Origin of the sequence: Geminocystis sp. GBBB08 (assembly GCF_016743215.1) — a bacterium.
Lineage (GTDB): Bacteria > Cyanobacteriota > Cyanobacteriia > Cyanobacteriales > Cyanobacteriaceae > Geminocystis.
In genome coordinates, this window is sequence record NZ_VRZC01000007.1 from 34,334 (window position 1) to 49,984 (window position 15,651).

The 15,651-nt window shown below is 33.1% G+C and carries 11 protein-coding genes, 2 tRNA genes and 1 pseudogene; 6 read left to right on the forward strand and 8 right to left on the reverse strand.

Going from position 1 to position 15,651, the window contains the following annotated elements:
* Positions 1 to 44: 44 nt before the first annotated feature.
* From FWJ34_RS02075 to FWJ34_RS02095, 5 genes and pseudogenes are all read right to left on the reverse strand, one after another.
* Positions 45 to 275 carry a hypothetical protein gene (locus FWJ34_RS02075; protein ID WP_308253674.1) on the reverse strand — a complete coding sequence of 77 codons (231 nt, stop codon included), beginning with the start codon at positions 273 to 275 and terminating at the stop codon, positions 45 to 47.
* A 1,186-nt stretch (positions 276 to 1,461) separates the two neighbouring features.
* A tRNA-Ala gene (locus FWJ34_RS02080) sits at positions 1,462 to 1,534 on the reverse strand.
* Positions 1,535 to 1,560: 26 nt separating this feature from the next.
* Complete coding sequence (locus FWJ34_RS02085) at positions 1,561 to 2,262, reverse strand: HAD family phosphatase (protein ID WP_308253675.1); 702 nt, start codon at positions 2,260 to 2,262, stop codon at positions 1,561 to 1,563.
* A gap of 69 nt (positions 2,263 to 2,331) precedes the next feature.
* The gene (gene arsS / locus FWJ34_RS02090) at positions 2,332 to 3,330 is read right to left on the reverse strand and encodes an arsenosugar biosynthesis radical SAM (seleno)protein ArsS (protein ID WP_308253676.1); all 999 of its coding nucleotides are present in this window, start codon (positions 3,328 to 3,330) and stop codon (positions 2,332 to 2,334) included.
* A gap of 100 nt (positions 3,331 to 3,430) precedes the next feature.
* A pseudogene (locus tag FWJ34_RS02095) lies at positions 3,431 to 4,312 on the reverse strand (methyltransferase domain-containing protein); the annotation flags it as partial.
* Between the two features lie 284 nt (positions 4,313 to 4,596).
* Between FWJ34_RS02095 and FWJ34_RS02100 the strand changes: the two are divergent.
* Positions 4,597 to 5,388, forward strand: a complete 792-nt coding sequence (locus FWJ34_RS02100; protein ID WP_308253678.1) for a D-alanyl-D-alanine carboxypeptidase family protein — start codon at positions 4,597 to 4,599, stop codon at positions 5,386 to 5,388.
* Between the two features lie 193 nt (positions 5,389 to 5,581).
* Here the strand turns inward: FWJ34_RS02100 and FWJ34_RS02105 are convergent.
* A tRNA-Asp gene (locus tag FWJ34_RS02105) sits at positions 5,582 to 5,655 on the reverse strand.
* Positions 5,656 to 5,882: 227 nt separating this feature from the next.
* Between FWJ34_RS02105 and FWJ34_RS02110 the strand changes: the two genes are divergently transcribed.
* The 4 genes from FWJ34_RS02110 to FWJ34_RS02125 all read left to right on the forward strand — a co-directional run bounded on the left by FWJ34_RS02110 (position 5,883) and on the right by FWJ34_RS02125 (position 9,009).
* Complete coding sequence (locus FWJ34_RS02110; protein WP_308253679.1) at positions 5,883 to 7,088, forward strand: argininosuccinate synthase; 1,206 nt, start codon at positions 5,883 to 5,885, stop codon at positions 7,086 to 7,088.
* Positions 7,089 to 7,261: 173 nt separating this feature from the next.
* Positions 7,262 to 8,110: a prohibitin family protein gene (locus FWJ34_RS02115; RefSeq protein ID WP_308253680.1), complete on the forward strand. Its 849-nt coding sequence runs from the start codon at positions 7,262 to 7,264 to the stop codon at positions 8,108 to 8,110.
* 145 nt (positions 8,111 to 8,255) lie between these two features.
* On the forward strand, positions 8,256 to 8,627 hold the full coding sequence (locus FWJ34_RS02120; protein WP_308253681.1) for a DUF1823 family protein: 372 nt from the start codon (positions 8,256 to 8,258) through the stop codon (positions 8,625 to 8,627).
* A gap of 40 nt (positions 8,628 to 8,667) precedes the next feature.
* On the forward strand, positions 8,668 to 9,009 hold the full coding sequence (locus FWJ34_RS02125; protein WP_308253682.1) for a histidine triad nucleotide-binding protein: 342 nt from the start codon (positions 8,668 to 8,670) through the stop codon (positions 9,007 to 9,009).
* Positions 9,010 to 9,016: 7 nt separating this feature from the next.
* Here FWJ34_RS02125 and lgt read toward each other — a convergent pair whose 3' ends face one another.
* A complete protein-coding gene (lgt, locus tag FWJ34_RS02130; protein WP_308253683.1) occupies positions 9,017 to 9,844 on the reverse strand; it encodes a prolipoprotein diacylglyceryl transferase in 828 nt (275 codons plus the stop codon).
* Positions 9,845 to 10,077: 233 nt separating this feature from the next.
* Between lgt and FWJ34_RS02135 the strand changes: the two genes are divergently transcribed.
* Positions 10,078 to 11,304 (forward strand): NAD(P)/FAD-dependent oxidoreductase, encoded by a 1,227-nt coding sequence (locus tag FWJ34_RS02135; RefSeq protein WP_308253684.1) that lies wholly within the window; start codon positions 10,078 to 10,080, stop codon positions 11,302 to 11,304.
* Positions 11,305 to 11,913: 609 nt separating this feature from the next.
* Here FWJ34_RS02135 and FWJ34_RS02140 read toward each other — a convergent pair.
* Positions 11,914 to 15,450, reverse strand: a complete 3,537-nt coding sequence (locus FWJ34_RS02140) for a calcium-binding protein (RefSeq protein ID WP_308253685.1) — start codon at positions 15,448 to 15,450, stop codon at positions 11,914 to 11,916.
* Between the last annotated feature and the right edge of the window lie 201 nt (positions 15,451 to 15,651).

Consider the following 15,651-nt stretch of genomic DNA (forward strand, 5'->3'; position numbering starts at 1 on the left):
AAGTTAAATGCGTTTTAGCTTAATACCTCATCGTTGTATAATCCTCAAAATTCATTAATTCCATCTAAAACTTGACATAAATATTCAATTTTTTGAAAGGCTTGTTGAGTTGATAATTTGCCATTACCATGTAATCCTGCTATGTAGTTAATCTCAGCTGTAAATCGTTGTAATTTTTGATTAGGAATTAAACCTTGAAAATAGTCTTTACCATGATAAGAAGAAATTGGATAGAGAAAATCTTGTTTAACTTCTTGAAGAGTAACATTGTTCATTGTTTTCTAACCTCCATACTTACTATAGATGAACCTTAAATTTATCTTAACCTAATCTTAACCTAGAAAATTGAAGTATCAAGAATAATTAATATTTAAACCCACATTCCGCATATTTCAAAAGATTACTAAAACTGGTATAAGTTTAGTATTGTTTTAAAAAATGTTATTTTCAACCTTTCCCAGAGAAATTCATCTTATTAATGGCGATCGCCCTTAAAAATCAATTTGGAAATTTCTTTAATTTTACAAGTTGACGTGCGGAATGTGGGTTGTATCATTCTGTTTAACAATAAACATTTGACAAATAATTTTACGGCTTGATTATCAAAATCTCGACTACTTACTGTATCCTCGAAACTTGATCAAAACTTAACAAAACTTAACAAATATTTGTGCGATTTACTGAACACTACAGATACGGATTACCGATAAGTAAAGATACTTAATAACTCTTTGGTTAAATATAGTTAGCAATACTACTATTGAAGTCTACTTTATTCTTTATTTAAAACAAAACATATGGAGAAAATTTCACTGTTTTAGGTTTAAATCGTTGTTTGTTTAGAAAAAGCGATCGCACTTAACCTAAAATTAAGTAATTATGAATCTGAAATTGATTTTTGGGACTGGTATGAACAAAATATTAAGGGTATCAATCAAAAGGCTTTTAATGATTTAATTACCTTCCAAGATGTTATAAGGATTTTTTAGCGTTCCTGATAAAAGAGGTTTACCTAGAAAAGAAGATCGTAAGTCTGATCAGAAAAGCTACGATCAAGAAAATGGAAGATATTTTGATAAATTACCATTAGAAAAAACCATCAATTATCAAATACTTTATGATACTTTATTTCAATATTGTGATAATAAAAATGAAAGAAGATTTCAAGATTGTTTAAGAGTATTTCTTAGACTATGTGAATATAGTGAATTAGAATCAATATATATAAAATTAAGTAAGTTAAAAGTTAGTAAAAATAAACGTAATCCAAATAATAAACATCCAAAACAATCACCTTTAACTATTGAAGAATTTATCCAATTTCAGCAACAAATAATAAATGAGGATAATCAGGACCAAGAGGAAAGAGACTCTCCTTAATTGTTGAAAGATAATTGAAAACATTTTATTTTATGACAAAATAACTCATTGAAACGATTATGGGAAAAGAGTTATAGGAGATGGAGAATAGGGGGATCGAACCCCTAACCTCTGCGGTGCGATCGCAGCACTCTACCAACTGAGCTAATTCCCCAAACTAATGATATATTATAGCAAAAATTAGGCTTTTACTAAGGTTTGGTCAATCCAATCTAAATCTAATTCCATGAGATGATCAACACACCAATTAGCTTGTCTTTGTAACAAATGGAAAGGATAAGTATTTGCTACCCCAACTACAGAGATTCCAGCATTTTTTGCGGCTTCGATGCCGGTAGGAGTGTCTTCGATGACTAAACATTCTGATATTTTAAGGGACAAATCAGGATTTTGTTGATTTAATTTTTTAATGGCTAGTAAATAGCTACTAGGGTAAGTATTTCCGAATTTTATGTCTTCTCCTGTCACTAGAACATTAAAATATTGTTTGAGATTCATTCTTTCAAGGAGATATTCTGTGTCTTGTTTAAAATTTTTTGTAATAAGTGCTAGGTATAAATGACGAGTTTGAAGATGAAGGATAAATTCAATTACTTTGTCATAAATGGGCAGCTGTGACATTTTACTAACAATTTCATGATACGCCTTTGCCTTTTTTTGTACTAATTTATCTAAGTCTTCCTCAGAGACAATTCTTCCTCTATTTGCCAGTATATCTTTTAAACTAGATCGATCATTTTTTCCTAAACAAAATTGTTGATATTCTTTTCCTGAAGGCAGTAAATTTTCATTTAATAATAAATCATCGATCAATTGTTGATGTATTCCTTCATCATTAATAATTACGCCATTAAAATCAAATAAAACCGCTTTTAAAACCATTATAATTTTATTTAAAATTTAATCTTTTTGTTAATTATTATAGCCTAACAATCATTTAATTGTTAATTATTAATTGTTAATTGTTAATGAGCCTCCGCAACTTGAACCACTTCCCGCAGTACAACCGTAACAATAATTAGCCGTTTGAATTTCCCCGATTAAATCAAGGTTATTTTGTTCTAAAATTTGAGTTAAAGTAACTTTTTGTTGTTGCTTATTTAAAGAATAAATGTTTTCCATTTGGTTAAAATCACAGTCATAAATATTCCCTAAATAATCTACTGATAATTGATTACGACACATTAAAAAAGGTAAAGTAACTTTATTAAAATTAGCCTCTAAAAATTGTAAATAACTATCTTTTATTTGATGTTTTTCTAAATGAAAATTAGCTCTACCGATAGGTAAATTAGTAATAGTCAATAATTGATTAAATTTAATATTAAAGTTATTTTCTAAATACCGTTTATAATCTTTTTCAAGATTTTGTTGATTAGGGGTTAAACTGAAGTTATTATTCTTCGGTAAAGGGGGATTATATACCAAATCAATAATTAAATCTGGATTGATTCCATAGCCTAATTGATTAAGTTTTTGTAAAGCAAGAATTGATTGACGATAAACTCCATTACCTCTTTGCTTATCAACATTATTTTCTAAATAACAAGGCAAAGAAGCAACAACTCTAACTTTATTTTTGGCAAAATATTCAGGTAAATATTCATAACCAGACTCAAAAAAAATGGTTAAATTAGATCTAATTATTATTTGTTTATTATTATTTTTGGCAGCTTCAACCAATTCGGCAAAACCATAGTGCATTTCTGGTGCACCCCCAGTTAAATCAATGATTTTGATTTGCGGAAAGTTGTTAATAATTGTAACTAATTGTTGACAAATTTCGGGAGTTAATTCTTCTTTTCGTTTTGGAGAAGCTTCTACATGACAATGATTACACACTAAATTACATTTTCTACCTAAATTTATTTGTAAAACAGTTATTTTTTCCTTTGGTAAAGAATGACTAATTTTGTCAGTAAAGTTTGTTATTTGATCAGTTGTTACCATTAGTTATTGATAATAATTTTAATTAAAATAGTTCTTGTCAAAGTTTTAGTCTAAAAAAAAGTGATTTTCAAAAGCAATGCCTACCCTATTTTTAACAACAGGATTGTTTTGGAGAACAGCAAGAGTTATTATTAGTTATTGCTGTCTTTTCTTTATAGGCTTTTACTGTTAAGGAGCGAAATTCTATACCATTAATTACTTGCCAAGATTTTTGTTGTCGAGCTACTATTTCTACTTGTTTAAATCCAGCATTTTCAAACATTTTAATAAATTTATCCTCACGAAAAGCACCCGATATACAACCACTCCATAATTCAGGATCATTTATCATTTCTAAAGGGACATCTTGATCACAAATTATATCAGAAATAACTGCTTTTCCGCCTTTTTTTAAAACTCGATAAATTTCATCAAAAAGTTGTTTTTTATCATCAGGTTTAACTAAGTTTAAGACACAGTTAGAGACTACTACATCAACAGAATTGTCTTTAATTAAGGTTTCTTCTTTCCGAAGACGTTCGCATTCTGTTTCAAAAGTGCGTAATTGTTCTAAACTTTTAATAGGGTTATTTTTTAACCATAATTCTACTTGATCTAAAGGTAATTTTAAATCTTGAATTTTACCTTTAATAAAGTGGGTATTTTGATAACCTAATTTATCGGTAATTTCTTGCTGATATTTACGAGCTAAGTTTAACATTTCCTCATTAAAATCAACACCAAAAACTTGTCCATTTTTACCGATTTTTTGAGCAATAATATAACAATTTTTTCCTGCCCCTGAGCCTAAATCAACAACTATTTCACCTTCATTTACATATTTTGTAGTATCTCCACATCCATAATCTTTTGCTATAATTTCATCAGGGATAATTTGCAAATATTTAGTATCATATTCCGTTGGGCAACATAAACTTGCTTCATGATTTTTTGCTCCTTTTTCATATCTTTCTAATACGGATTTTTCAAGATCGTAACTCATATGAATTTAATTTTTATTTTAAATAATTAAGAGAATAAGTTTAATTTTAAGGGCTAATTTTTTATAGTTGATTAGACATCAAGTATAGTGAGAAAATTTAGAGAGAAATTCCTGACTACAAGCTACTTAAAAATATTTGGTTCTCAAAGTCTATTGTTAATTAATTTATTAAAGCTAGTTTACCTGAAATTTAGCTGAAATAACCTGAAATTTACTAATCAATGATGATGATTGAGCCACAAAAAGTTAAAATAATTAAGATCAAATTAAGAAATGTAAAGTCTATGGATGAAATTCCAGTCGCTTTGAGGGAAGCAAAAAAATCTGTGGTTAAATCAAATTCTATAGCCATACATATAGTTAATATAATTATTATCGCCACTACCATAGGGTTATTAACATTGGTTGTACTTTTTTTTTACCGAAATCCTGAGTCACCACAAATTAAGAATAAAAATTCTGTCAGTGAAACTCCCAATAATAGCAATAGCCCGATAACAATACCCGATAATTCCCTTTCAACAGAGAATAGTGAGGGAAAAAGACTTGATAATATTTTAGGACATTTACCCTATAAACAAGCTCCTCAAAGTGAATTAAAATCCATCACCAGTGACGGAAGTATTAAGTTAAGGCAAAAAGCGGCTGATAAGTTTTTACAAATGCAACGGGATGCAAGGACACAAGGTGTCATTCTAACTCCTATTTCAGGATTTCGCTCTGTTAAAGACCAAGAATATCTTTTTTTTAAGGTAAAAGAACAACGAAAACAAGTAACATCAAAAAGAGCCGAAGTAAGTGCTCCTCCGGGTTATAGTGAGCACCATACTGGTTATGCTCTGGATATTGGTGATGGTAATGTTCCTGCAACTAATTTAAATACTAATTTTGAAAACACTGCCGCTTATAAATGGTTAAAAGAAAATGCACCCCAGTATAGTTTTGAGTTATCTTTTCCCCAAGATAATTTACAGGGTATCAGTTATGAGCCTTGGCATTGGCGCTTTGTAGGAGATACTGATAGTTTAGAAACTTTTTATCAATCACGTCAACTTACGACTAAAATTAACCGTTGACAATATCTGTACAGTAACAAATTAAATAGCGTGATAACAAATTAGTGTCATCAGAAAATAAGACTCTTCAAATTTGAGTAAGAATTGAGTAAACTTAATAAATTCAAGATTTTTGCATCAAATTTGCATCAATTATGATAATTATCATAAGTCAAAGGAGTGAACCCTAATCAAAACAAGTAATGTAAAGAAACGGGACTGACGGGACTCGAACCCGCGACCTTCCGCGTGACAGGCGGACGCTCTAACCAGCTGAGCTACAATCCCATTTGATTTGACTCACATATTCGATGATAACAAATATTAAAAAAAAAGTCAATATAAACGGACAATTTGTTCAGATATGGGGCAAAAAAAAGAGAATAAATTAAAACCGATTAAATTTTACTCTCAAGAAAAGAGGGAAAAGTAGGCAAATCTTGACTTTTAATTGGTTAAAAATACTCTTATTGCTACAATAACCACTTAGTTCTATCGATAGTAGAGTAAATTTTATGAGTCGTGCTAATAAAGTAGTTTTAGCGTATTCTGGGGGAGTTGATACCTCTGTTTGTATTCCTTATTTAATGAAAGAATGGGGTGTTAAGGAAGTAATCACCCTAGCGGCGGATTTAGGACAAGGAGAAGAATTAGGTCCTATTCAAGCAAAAGCATTAAAATGTGGTGCTGTAGAGTCCTTGGTGGCGGATGCAACGGAAGAATTTGTCATTAATTATGCTTTTCCTGCTATTAAAGCTAATGCGTTATATGAAAATCGTTATCCCCTTTCTACGGCGTTAGCTCGTCCTTTAATTGCTAAATTGTTGGTAGAAGCCGCTGAAAAATACGGTGCTGATGCAGTAGCCCACGGTTGTACTGGCAAAGGAAATGATCAAGTTCGTTTTGATGTTGGTATTACGGCCTTAAACCCTAACATTAAAATTTTAGCCCCTGCTAGAGAATGGGGTATGAGTCGGGAAGAAGCGATTTCCTACGGTGAAAAATTTGGTATTGAAGCACCTGTTAAAAAATCTTCTCCTTTTAGTATTGATCGCAACTTATTAGGCCGTAGTATTGAAGCAGGACCTTTGGAAGATCCTATGACTGAGCCTCCAGAAGAAGTTTATGCTTTAACTAAATCCATTGTAGATGCCCCTAATGAGCCTGAATATGTAGAAATTACTTTTGAAAAAGGCATCCCTGTCGCCGTTAATGGTGAGGGTTTATCCCCTGTTGCTTTGGTTACTAAAATTAACGAAATTGCTGGTAATCATGGTTTTGGTCGAATTGACATGATCGAAAATCGAGTAGTAGGGATTAAATCAAGAGAAATTTATGAAGCGCCAGCTTTATTAGTGTTAATCAAAGCCCATGAGGATTTAGAAAGCCTAACTTTAACCAGTGATGTTACCCATTATAAAAGAGGTCATGTAGATGAGATGTATAGTCGTTTAATCTATGAAGGTTTATGGTATAACCCCCTTAAAACGGCTTTAGATGCTTTTATTGATGAAACTCAAAAACGAGTTAGTGGCACGGTTAGAATTAAATTCTTTAAAGGTAACGCTACTGTAGTAGGAAGAAGATCAGATTATTCTTTATATAGTCCTGATTTATCTACCTATGGCGGGGATGATCAATTTGATCATAAAGCAGCAGAAGGATTTATTTATATTTGGGGATTATCTACTAGAGTTTGGGCTGAAAAAAACAGATCTTAAATAATTAGGAATGAGAATGAGGAATGAAGAATTTAAAAAGTATAAAATAATAATACATAATCTTCTCCTCTTCTGTGTTCCTTTCTTCCCCTTATCTTGTTCTAATGAAAAAATGAAACTCAGGTAATGTTAGAATTAATCTATATTTATCGAACTTTTAGGAGTTTAAACAATTGGATCGTCAACCAACAGCCAGTATCTCTAATTTGATTGCTGGGATTTTAGCCGCTTTACTGGTATTCGTAGGTTTTAATTCTTTCATTATTATTAATCCTGGACAAGCTGGAGTCTTGAGTATTTTAGGAAAAGCTCAAGATAGTGTATTATTAGAGGGTATTCACTTCAAACCGCCTCTCGTCTCTAACGTTGATGTTTATGATGTAACTGTCCAGAAATTTGCTGTCCCGGCTCAAAGTTCAACAAAGGATTTACAAGATTTATCGGCTAGTTTTGCCATTAATTTCCGTCTTGATCCTTTAAAAGTGGTAGAAATAAGAAGAACCCAAGGAACTTTACAAAATATTGTTGCTAAAATTATTGCACCCCAAACTCAAGAATCTTTTAAAGTTGCGGCGGCTAAACGTACTGTAGAAGAAGCGATTACAAAGCGTACAGAATTAAAAGATGACTTTGATAATGCTCTGATTACTCGTCTTGAAAAATACGGTATTCTTGTTTTAGATACCAGTGTCGTGGATTTAGCTTTTTCTCCTGAATTTGCTAGGGCTGTAGAAGAAAAACAAATCGCTGAACAACGGGCTCAACGTGCGGTTTATATAGCTCAAGAAGCTGAACAACAAGCTCAAGCTGATATTAATCGTGCTAGGGGTAGAGCCGAAGCTCAAAGATTACTTGCCGAAACTCTTAGTAATCAAGGTGGTGCTTTAGTGTTACAGAAAGAGGCGATCGAAGCATGGAGAGAAGGTGGGGCGCAAATGCCGAAAGTATTAGTTACTAACGGTGCTGCCAGTAATGGGGGGAATGTGCCGTTTATCTTTAATCTCAGTGATATGGAAAAATAATTTAGAATTTAGAATGAAGATTTTACTAGCTTTCAGTGGTTAGCTTTCAGCTTTCAGTGGTCAGCTTTGAGGTATAGTAAGATTTACAGATTTATTTTTTAATCTTTAATTCTTAGCCAATGATTTAGGATTGCTATACCTTATTATGTTCAATAATTTACCTCCTCTTAATGATGAAACTATTTGGCAAATAATTAACGAAAAATTAGAAAATGATATTGTTAATCAATTAGTGTGGTATTATTTGGGTTATCGTTATGATTTTGTTAAGGAAAAATGGGATCTTTCTCAAGTAGAACAATCTTGGGCAGAAGAATATCCAGAACCACCAGATTTTATTGCCCATCGTCCTCCTAATGTCAAGTTAACTCGTTCTATTCCTCCTGAAAATAAACAACTATTAAAAGAAGAATTGGGTTTTAAGGGTTATAAAATAGGTGAATTTGGACCACCTCAAACTCGTCGAGCAACTATAGCGAATTGGTTATTAGGCTATCGGAAAATTAATAATTTATAATGATTTATTCGTTAAATAAATACTGCTAACAATTTAATTTATGAGTGAAACTATTTTTAGTAAAATTATCCGCCGAGAAATTCCAGCAAATATCGTTTATGAAGATGATTTATGTTTAGCCTTTAAAGACGTTAATCCTCAAGCACCCACTCATATTCTCGTTATCCCTAAAAAACCTCTTGAACGCATTGACAGTGCTGACAATGAGGATAAGGCATTATTAGGGCATTTATTATTGACTGTTAAAAAAGTTGCAAAAGAAGCTCATTTAACTAATGGTTATCGAGTTGTCATTAATAATGGTAATGATGGAGGACAAACTGTTGATCATCTTCATTTACATATTTTGGGGGATCGCCAAATGCAATGGCCACCGGGTTAAGTAATGGCTAGTTTTTAAGATCAGGTAGGGATTTTTTGAAGAGGTATAACCAGATTAAACCAAATAGACCAAAAGCGATCGCACTTAAACTAACTACTTGAGCAGTGCGCAAAAACCCAATCATTAAACTATCCGTTCTAAAACCTTCTATCCAAACTCTACCAAGACTATAAGTAATTAAATACACTAAAAATATAGTACCATTTTTTAATTTATTATTATGTTTCAGACTCCAAAAAAATAAGGTAATTAATAAAATAAAAACCCCGATATTCCATAAAGATTCATATAAAAAAGTAGGGTGAAAATACTCAAAATTTATATACTCAAAAGGTCGATTTTGTGGGGGAATATATAACTTCCAAGGTAAATTTGTCGGTCTTCCAAAGGCTTCCGAATTGAAAAAATTTCCCCATCTACCAATAGCTTGTCCTAAAATTAAAGAAGGTGCAATAACATCACTTAATTGCCAAAAAGATTGACGATTTATCTTAGCAAAAATTAAAGCGGCAATAACACCACCAATAATAGCCCCATGAATAGCAATTCCTCCTTGCCAAATAGCAATTATATCTTGAGGATGTTGGGCATAATTTTCCCACTCAAATAAGACATAATAAATTCTAGCAGTAGGAATAGCACCGATAACTAACCAAATAACTAAATCACCAATTAAATCAGGATTTATGTTACGATATTCTCCTAATTTTTGAGCAATAATAACACCGATTAACACTGCCGAAGCAATTAAAAATCCATACCATCTTAAACTTATCGGACCAATTTCAAATAAAATAGGCCCTGGAGATTGAAATTGAAAAGCAAAAAGAGTCATAATTTATTTTTCAAGGTTTATTATCGCAATTATCTTTTTTACCTTAAAAGGCTTACTAAACAGAGTAGCTATAAGTAGGTAAGTAAAATTAATTGTGGATTTTATTTTTCCCAAGCCTTTGACAACAATGCACGGCAAGGTAAGGGGTTTAAACCCCTTGTTACCCCTTGTTACCCATTGCCTATATACAATTAATTTTGCCCAAGTACTTATCAACTATAAATTATCAATAAATGACAGATTATTCTGATGTTATCATTATCGGCGGTGGTGCTGCGGGTTTTTTCGGGGCGATTAATTGTGGGATACATAATCCTAACCTCAAGATTACAATTTTAGAAGCAACAAATCAAGTATTAACCAAAGTGAAAATTTCTGGGGGGGGAAGGTGTAACGTTACCCATAATTGTTTTAACCCTAGGGAATTGGTGAATAACTATCCTCGTGGGGAGAAAGAATTAAGAGGGGCTTTTTCTCGGTTTCAACCCCAAGATACCATTAAGTGGTTTGAAAGTCGGGGAGTAAAATTAAAAACTGAAGAAGATGGAAGAATTTTTCCTATCACTGATGATTCTCAAACTATTATTGATTGTCTAGTAAAAACTGCACAACAATTAGGAATCAAAATTTTAACCAAAACTCCTGTCAAAGAAATTAATAAATCAGAATTAGGTTTTAATTTAATCCTAAAATCAGGTAATATTTTGACAACAAAATCAGTTTTAATAGCAACAGGAAGTAACCCTTTAGGTTATGAATGGGCAAAAAAATTAGGTCATTCCATACAATCTCCTACCCCCTCTTTATTTACCTTTAAAATTAAAGATCAAAGAATCGAAAATTTAGCAGGAATTAGTTTTAATAATATACATTTAGAACTCAGAATTAAACAGAGTAAAAAACTAGAACAAAAGGGAGCATTATTAATAACTCATTGGGGTATAAGTGGACCAGCTGTCTTAAAATTATCTGCATGGGGTGCTAGAATTTTACATGAAAATAACTATAATTTACCCTTAATTATTAACTGGCTTCCTGAGTATAATTTAGAATCTATAAAGCCAGAATTAAATAAGATAAAAGATTCTGTATCTAAACAAAAAGTTATTAATTTTAATCAATTTAATCTACCGAAAAGATTCTGGCAAAGTTTGGTTAATTATAGCTTAAGTAATGGGGATAAAATTTGGGCAGAAATGACTAAAAAAGAGATAGAAAAACTAGCAATAGAAATAACTAGAGGAGAATATTTTATTCAAGGAAAAGGAATATTTAAAGATGAATTTGTGACTTGTGGAGGAGTTACCTTAAAAGAGATAGATTTTAAAACAATGATGAGTAAAATTTGTCCTCATTTATATTTTGCAGGAGAGATTTTAGACATTGATGGAGTAACGGGAGGATTTAATTTTCAAAATGCTTGGACTACTGGTTATTTAGCGGGAATAGCCATAAGATAAAGTAAGGTGATGCACCGCCCACAAATCATACCTAAGATAAGAGTGAAGGGGTGAAATACGAAACTATTTTTTATAATTAAAGTAAGAATAAATCATGAAAATTTATTTAGATACTAGCGTATATAAAAGCCATTAATCCCATAGATTTTATACAGGAATTAGACAATGAAAATTAATCTTAACACAGATCAAGAAATTATCGAAGAAGCATTTAACGTCTTAATTGATCATTTAGACGTGGTAAAAGTGATGCGTTTTTGAGAAATTTGTCACTTAGGACAAGGTGATTATTCTCATATTAAAAAGCAACTATTTAAAGATGAAACCGTAGATAGTCTTTATGATAAAATCAAAGCCTTTGAAAACAACCATGATTGAACTATATCAAAGAGTTTCCCTTAATCAAGACTTCCCCGAATATAACTTAAAAATTAGCAATAAAATTCGTTTCATTGTGAGATAAGAATTCCAACAAATAAATCTCCTTGCAATCTTCTTGACAAAGCTAATAGTGAGTGATCGGTGGCTAAAGATACGGGCATAATAAATAGTCAACTGCCCCTACGATACGAGGGCAACGCCCCACCAAAAATTAATAAAAAGAAATTACTAGCTAAAGAAGAAATTAGCGGTATTAGAAGCATCAACACTAGAGGCAATATTACCAGTATTAAAAGTATTTATACCCGTAATAGTAAATAGTAAACTACCAGTGCCGAAACCAGCGTCACCTTGAGTGCCATTACCGAGACGAAATTCAGTACTAGCACCCGAAACCTTTACGTCAATGTAAAGTAAACCCACAACAGCGAATTTATCACTACCAAGGCTAAATTCATTAACAGTGTCACTACCATCACTGGGATTATAAATCACAGTATCAGTAACGGCATCTCCTAAACCTAAGTTGAGAATATCATTACCTTCACCGCCCACAAGTTTATCACCTCCATTACCACCGATAAGAGTATCATTACCAGCACCACCAGTGAGAATATTATTATTAGCATTACCAGTAATGAGGTTATTCTGAGTATTACCAGTACCATTAATAGCGGTTAAGCCCGTTAAAGTAAGATTTTCTAAATTTGCACCCAGACTATAAGTGACAGAAGATAATACACTATCGATTTCTGTAGCAGTGGTAGATGTTTCTTGAATTATATCACCAGTATTATCGACAATATAAAGGTCATTACCATTACCACCGATAAGAGTATCATTACCAGCACCACCAGTGAGAATATTATTACCAGCACTACCAGTAATGAGGTTATTCTGAGTATTACCAGTACCATTAATAGCGGTTAAGCCCGTTAAAGTAAGGTTTTCTAAATTTGCACCTAGGGTATAAGTGACAGAAGATAATACACTATCGATTTCTGTAGCAGTGGTAGATGTTTCTTGAATTATATCACCAGTGTTATCGACAATATAAAGGTCATTACCAGTACCACCGATGAGAGTATCAGCACCAACACCACCATCAAGGGTATCATTACCTGCGGCACCATTAAGGGTATTATTACCACTATTACCAGTTATAACGTTATTTAAGGTGTTACCCGTACCATTAATAATGGCAGTTGTACCTGTTAAAGTGAGGTTTTCTACGTTTCCCACCAGAGTATAAGTGACAGACGATAGTACGTTATCGATTTCTGTGGCAGTAGAAGAAATTTCTATCACCACATCCGTTGTACTATCCACAATATAAATATCGTTACCAGTACCACCGATAAGAGTATCATTACCGCCACCACCATCAAGACTATCGTTACCATCACCACCGTTAAGATTATTGTTAGCGGTATTGCCTGTGAGGTTGTTATTTAAGCCGTTACCAATACCATTAATCAGCGTTATACCTGTTAAAACAAGGTTTTCAAGGTTTGCTTCCAATTTGTAAGTAACGGAGGATTGTATAGTATCAATTTCTGTGGCAATAGTAGAGGTTTCGGTCACCACATCCTTTATACTGTCCACAATATAAATATCATTACCAACGCCACCCACAAGAGTATCTTTACCGCCACCACCACCACCATCAAGGGTATCATTACCATCACCACCGCTAAGGGTATTAGCACCACTATTACCGATGATGAGGTTACTTAAGGCGTTACCTGTACCATTAATAGCCGTTGTACCTGTTAAGATCAGGTTTTCAACGTTTGCGCTTAATGTATAAGTAATAGAAGATTGTACAGTATCAATTTCTGTAGCCGTAGTCAAAGTTTCTGTCACTACGTCACCGGTGGCATCTACAATATAGGTGTCATTGCCAGTGCCCCCTACAAGAGTATCATTACCAATACCACCATCAAGAATATCATTACCAGTACTACCATCAAGGCTATCGTTACCATCTCCACCGTCAAGAATATCGTTACCTCCTAAACCGCTCAGAATGTTATTAGCACTGTTCCCTAAGATATAGTTTTTCTGAGCGTTACCCGTACCGTTAATAGCCGTTGTGCCTGTTAAGGTGAGATTTTCTACGTTGGCTAAGGCAGTGGTATTTAAAGTGAAAGTAGCATTAGATTCAACGATGTCTATACCTTCTGCGACAAGTTCGGTAATAGCATCACCAGTAGGATTGACATAGGTATCGTTACCTTTACCACCTTTGAGGCTATCAGTGCCACTACCACCGTCAAGGATGTCGTTACCTGCACCGGATTCGATTAAGTCGTTACCATTATTACCAATGAGGGTATCATTACCGCTACCTCCATAAAGCATATCACCACCGCTAGTACCTTTGATGTTAAATAGTTCTATACCAGAAAAAGAAACTTGATCAACGTTACCACTACTATAATAAGCATATAAATTTCCGGACCAAGATCCCCCCCCTTCATGGTAAAAACTATTAGTTTTAATACCTGCTGGATAATTAGCATTACCCCCATAAGCATTAGTAGAATAATCAATGATTAGGGTATCTGTACCAAATCCACCATAAACATTATCGATTCCTAATCCGGGGTTAATGGTATCATTGCCGTTACCTGTATCAATTCTGTCGTTGTTATAGCGTCCAGTGAAGGCTATGTTATCGTTACCGCTATATGTGTAAAGGTTTTTGAATTGTTCAACGTTTTTAACTACCGTGCCGTTAGCTTGGGTAATAGTAGCACCCGTATCGGTAATAGTCAAATTAACAGTTTCAAGACCTAAATCTAGTATATTGATGGTATCTATTCCCGCACCGCCGTCAATGGTAATTGTACCGCCACCTCGATCAAAATAATCTTTTTTGGCTGTACCAGTGATGATCAATTTGTCAATGTCATAAAAATAAACTTGATCATAGTTACCACTACTATCATAATAAGCATTTACCCAGCCGTTGTAAGTACCGTTAACGTTAAAGTTAATAGCACTATTTATACCAGCAGGATAAGTATTTCCTGCAAAAGCATTACTAGAATAGTTGATGATTAGGGTATCTGTACCGTTACCACCATAAACATTATCGATTCCTAATCCCGGATTAATGGTATCATTGCCGTCACCTGTAGCAATTCCATCGTTATTATAGCGTCCTGTGAAGGCTATGTTATCGTTACCGCTACCTGTGTAAAGATTTTTGAATTGTTCAACGTTTTTAATAACTGTGTCGTTACTGGTGGTAATAGTTGCACCACTGTTGTTAATGGTGAGGTTATTAGTGGCATCGGCTAAATTGGTATAATTGATAATATCTATTCCAGCACCACCATCGATGGAGTCAATGCCTTCTACTGCTTCAATGGTGTCATTTCCTGCACCAGCGTTAACAATATCATTATTCCATCCTACCATAATATAATCATTAAAGTTTGTGGCAGTAATGTTAAATCGTTCTATATTCTCGAAATAAACCTGATCATAGTCACCATTAGTATTTTTGTAAGCAGTATGATAGCCCGAAAATGATCCCGAACCATCATCAGTGAAACTATTAGTATTTAATCCTTGAGAGTATGAGCTATTTCCGGCGAAAGTGTTACTTGAATAATCAATAATAAGAATATCATCTCCGTCTCCTCCGTAAACTTGATCAACTCCCAGTAAAGGTTGAAAAATATCATCGCCTGTATTATCCTCAGTGAGAGAGGGAAGTGTATCATTGCTATTTGTGCCTGTAAATGTAACCATATTTGTTAATGTTAAATTATAATATTGTTTACGATTGTATCAAAAAAAATAATTTATATATGTATTATTTATAAAGTTTTTATCTTTTTATTGTAGAGAACCCATAAGGAAATAAAGCCTACCCCTCTTTTGTCAAACTCCGCAAACACTTGCAATTTATAGATTCTGCAACTGTTGTAGATCAATCGATCGAGGTCATAT

What these genes read in the sequence shown, in the direction of transcription:
- FWJ34_RS02075 (WP_308253674.1), bottom strand. Translation starts at nt 275, where the DNA reads ATGAACAATGTTACTCTTCAAGAAGTTAAACAAGATTTTCTCTATCCA.
- FWJ34_RS02085 (WP_308253675.1), bottom strand. Translation starts at nt 2,262, where the DNA reads ATGGTTTTAAAAGCGGTTTTATTTGATTTTAATGGCGTAATTATTAAT.
- arsS (WP_308253676.1), bottom strand. Translation starts at nt 3,330, where the DNA reads ATGGTAACAACTGATCAAATAACAAACTTTACTGACAAAATTAGTCAT.
- FWJ34_RS02100 (WP_308253678.1), top strand. Translation starts at nt 4,597, where the DNA reads ATGGATGAAATTCCAGTCGCTTTGAGGGAAGCAAAAAAATCTGTGGTT.
- FWJ34_RS02110 (WP_308253679.1), top strand. Translation starts at nt 5,883, where the DNA reads ATGAGTCGTGCTAATAAAGTAGTTTTAGCGTATTCTGGGGGAGTTGAT.
- FWJ34_RS02120 (WP_308253681.1), top strand. Translation starts at nt 8,256, where the DNA reads ATGTTCAATAATTTACCTCCTCTTAATGATGAAACTATTTGGCAAATA.
- FWJ34_RS02125 (WP_308253682.1), top strand. Translation starts at nt 8,668, where the DNA reads ATGAGTGAAACTATTTTTAGTAAAATTATCCGCCGAGAAATTCCAGCA.
- lgt (WP_308253683.1), bottom strand. Translation starts at nt 9,844, where the DNA reads ATGACTCTTTTTGCTTTTCAATTTCAATCTCCAGGGCCTATTTTATTT.
- FWJ34_RS02135 (WP_308253684.1), top strand. Translation starts at nt 10,078, where the DNA reads ATGACAGATTATTCTGATGTTATCATTATCGGCGGTGGTGCTGCGGGT.
- FWJ34_RS02140 (WP_308253685.1), bottom strand. Translation starts at nt 15,450, where the DNA reads ATGGTTACATTTACAGGCACAAATAGCAATGATACACTTCCCTCTCTC.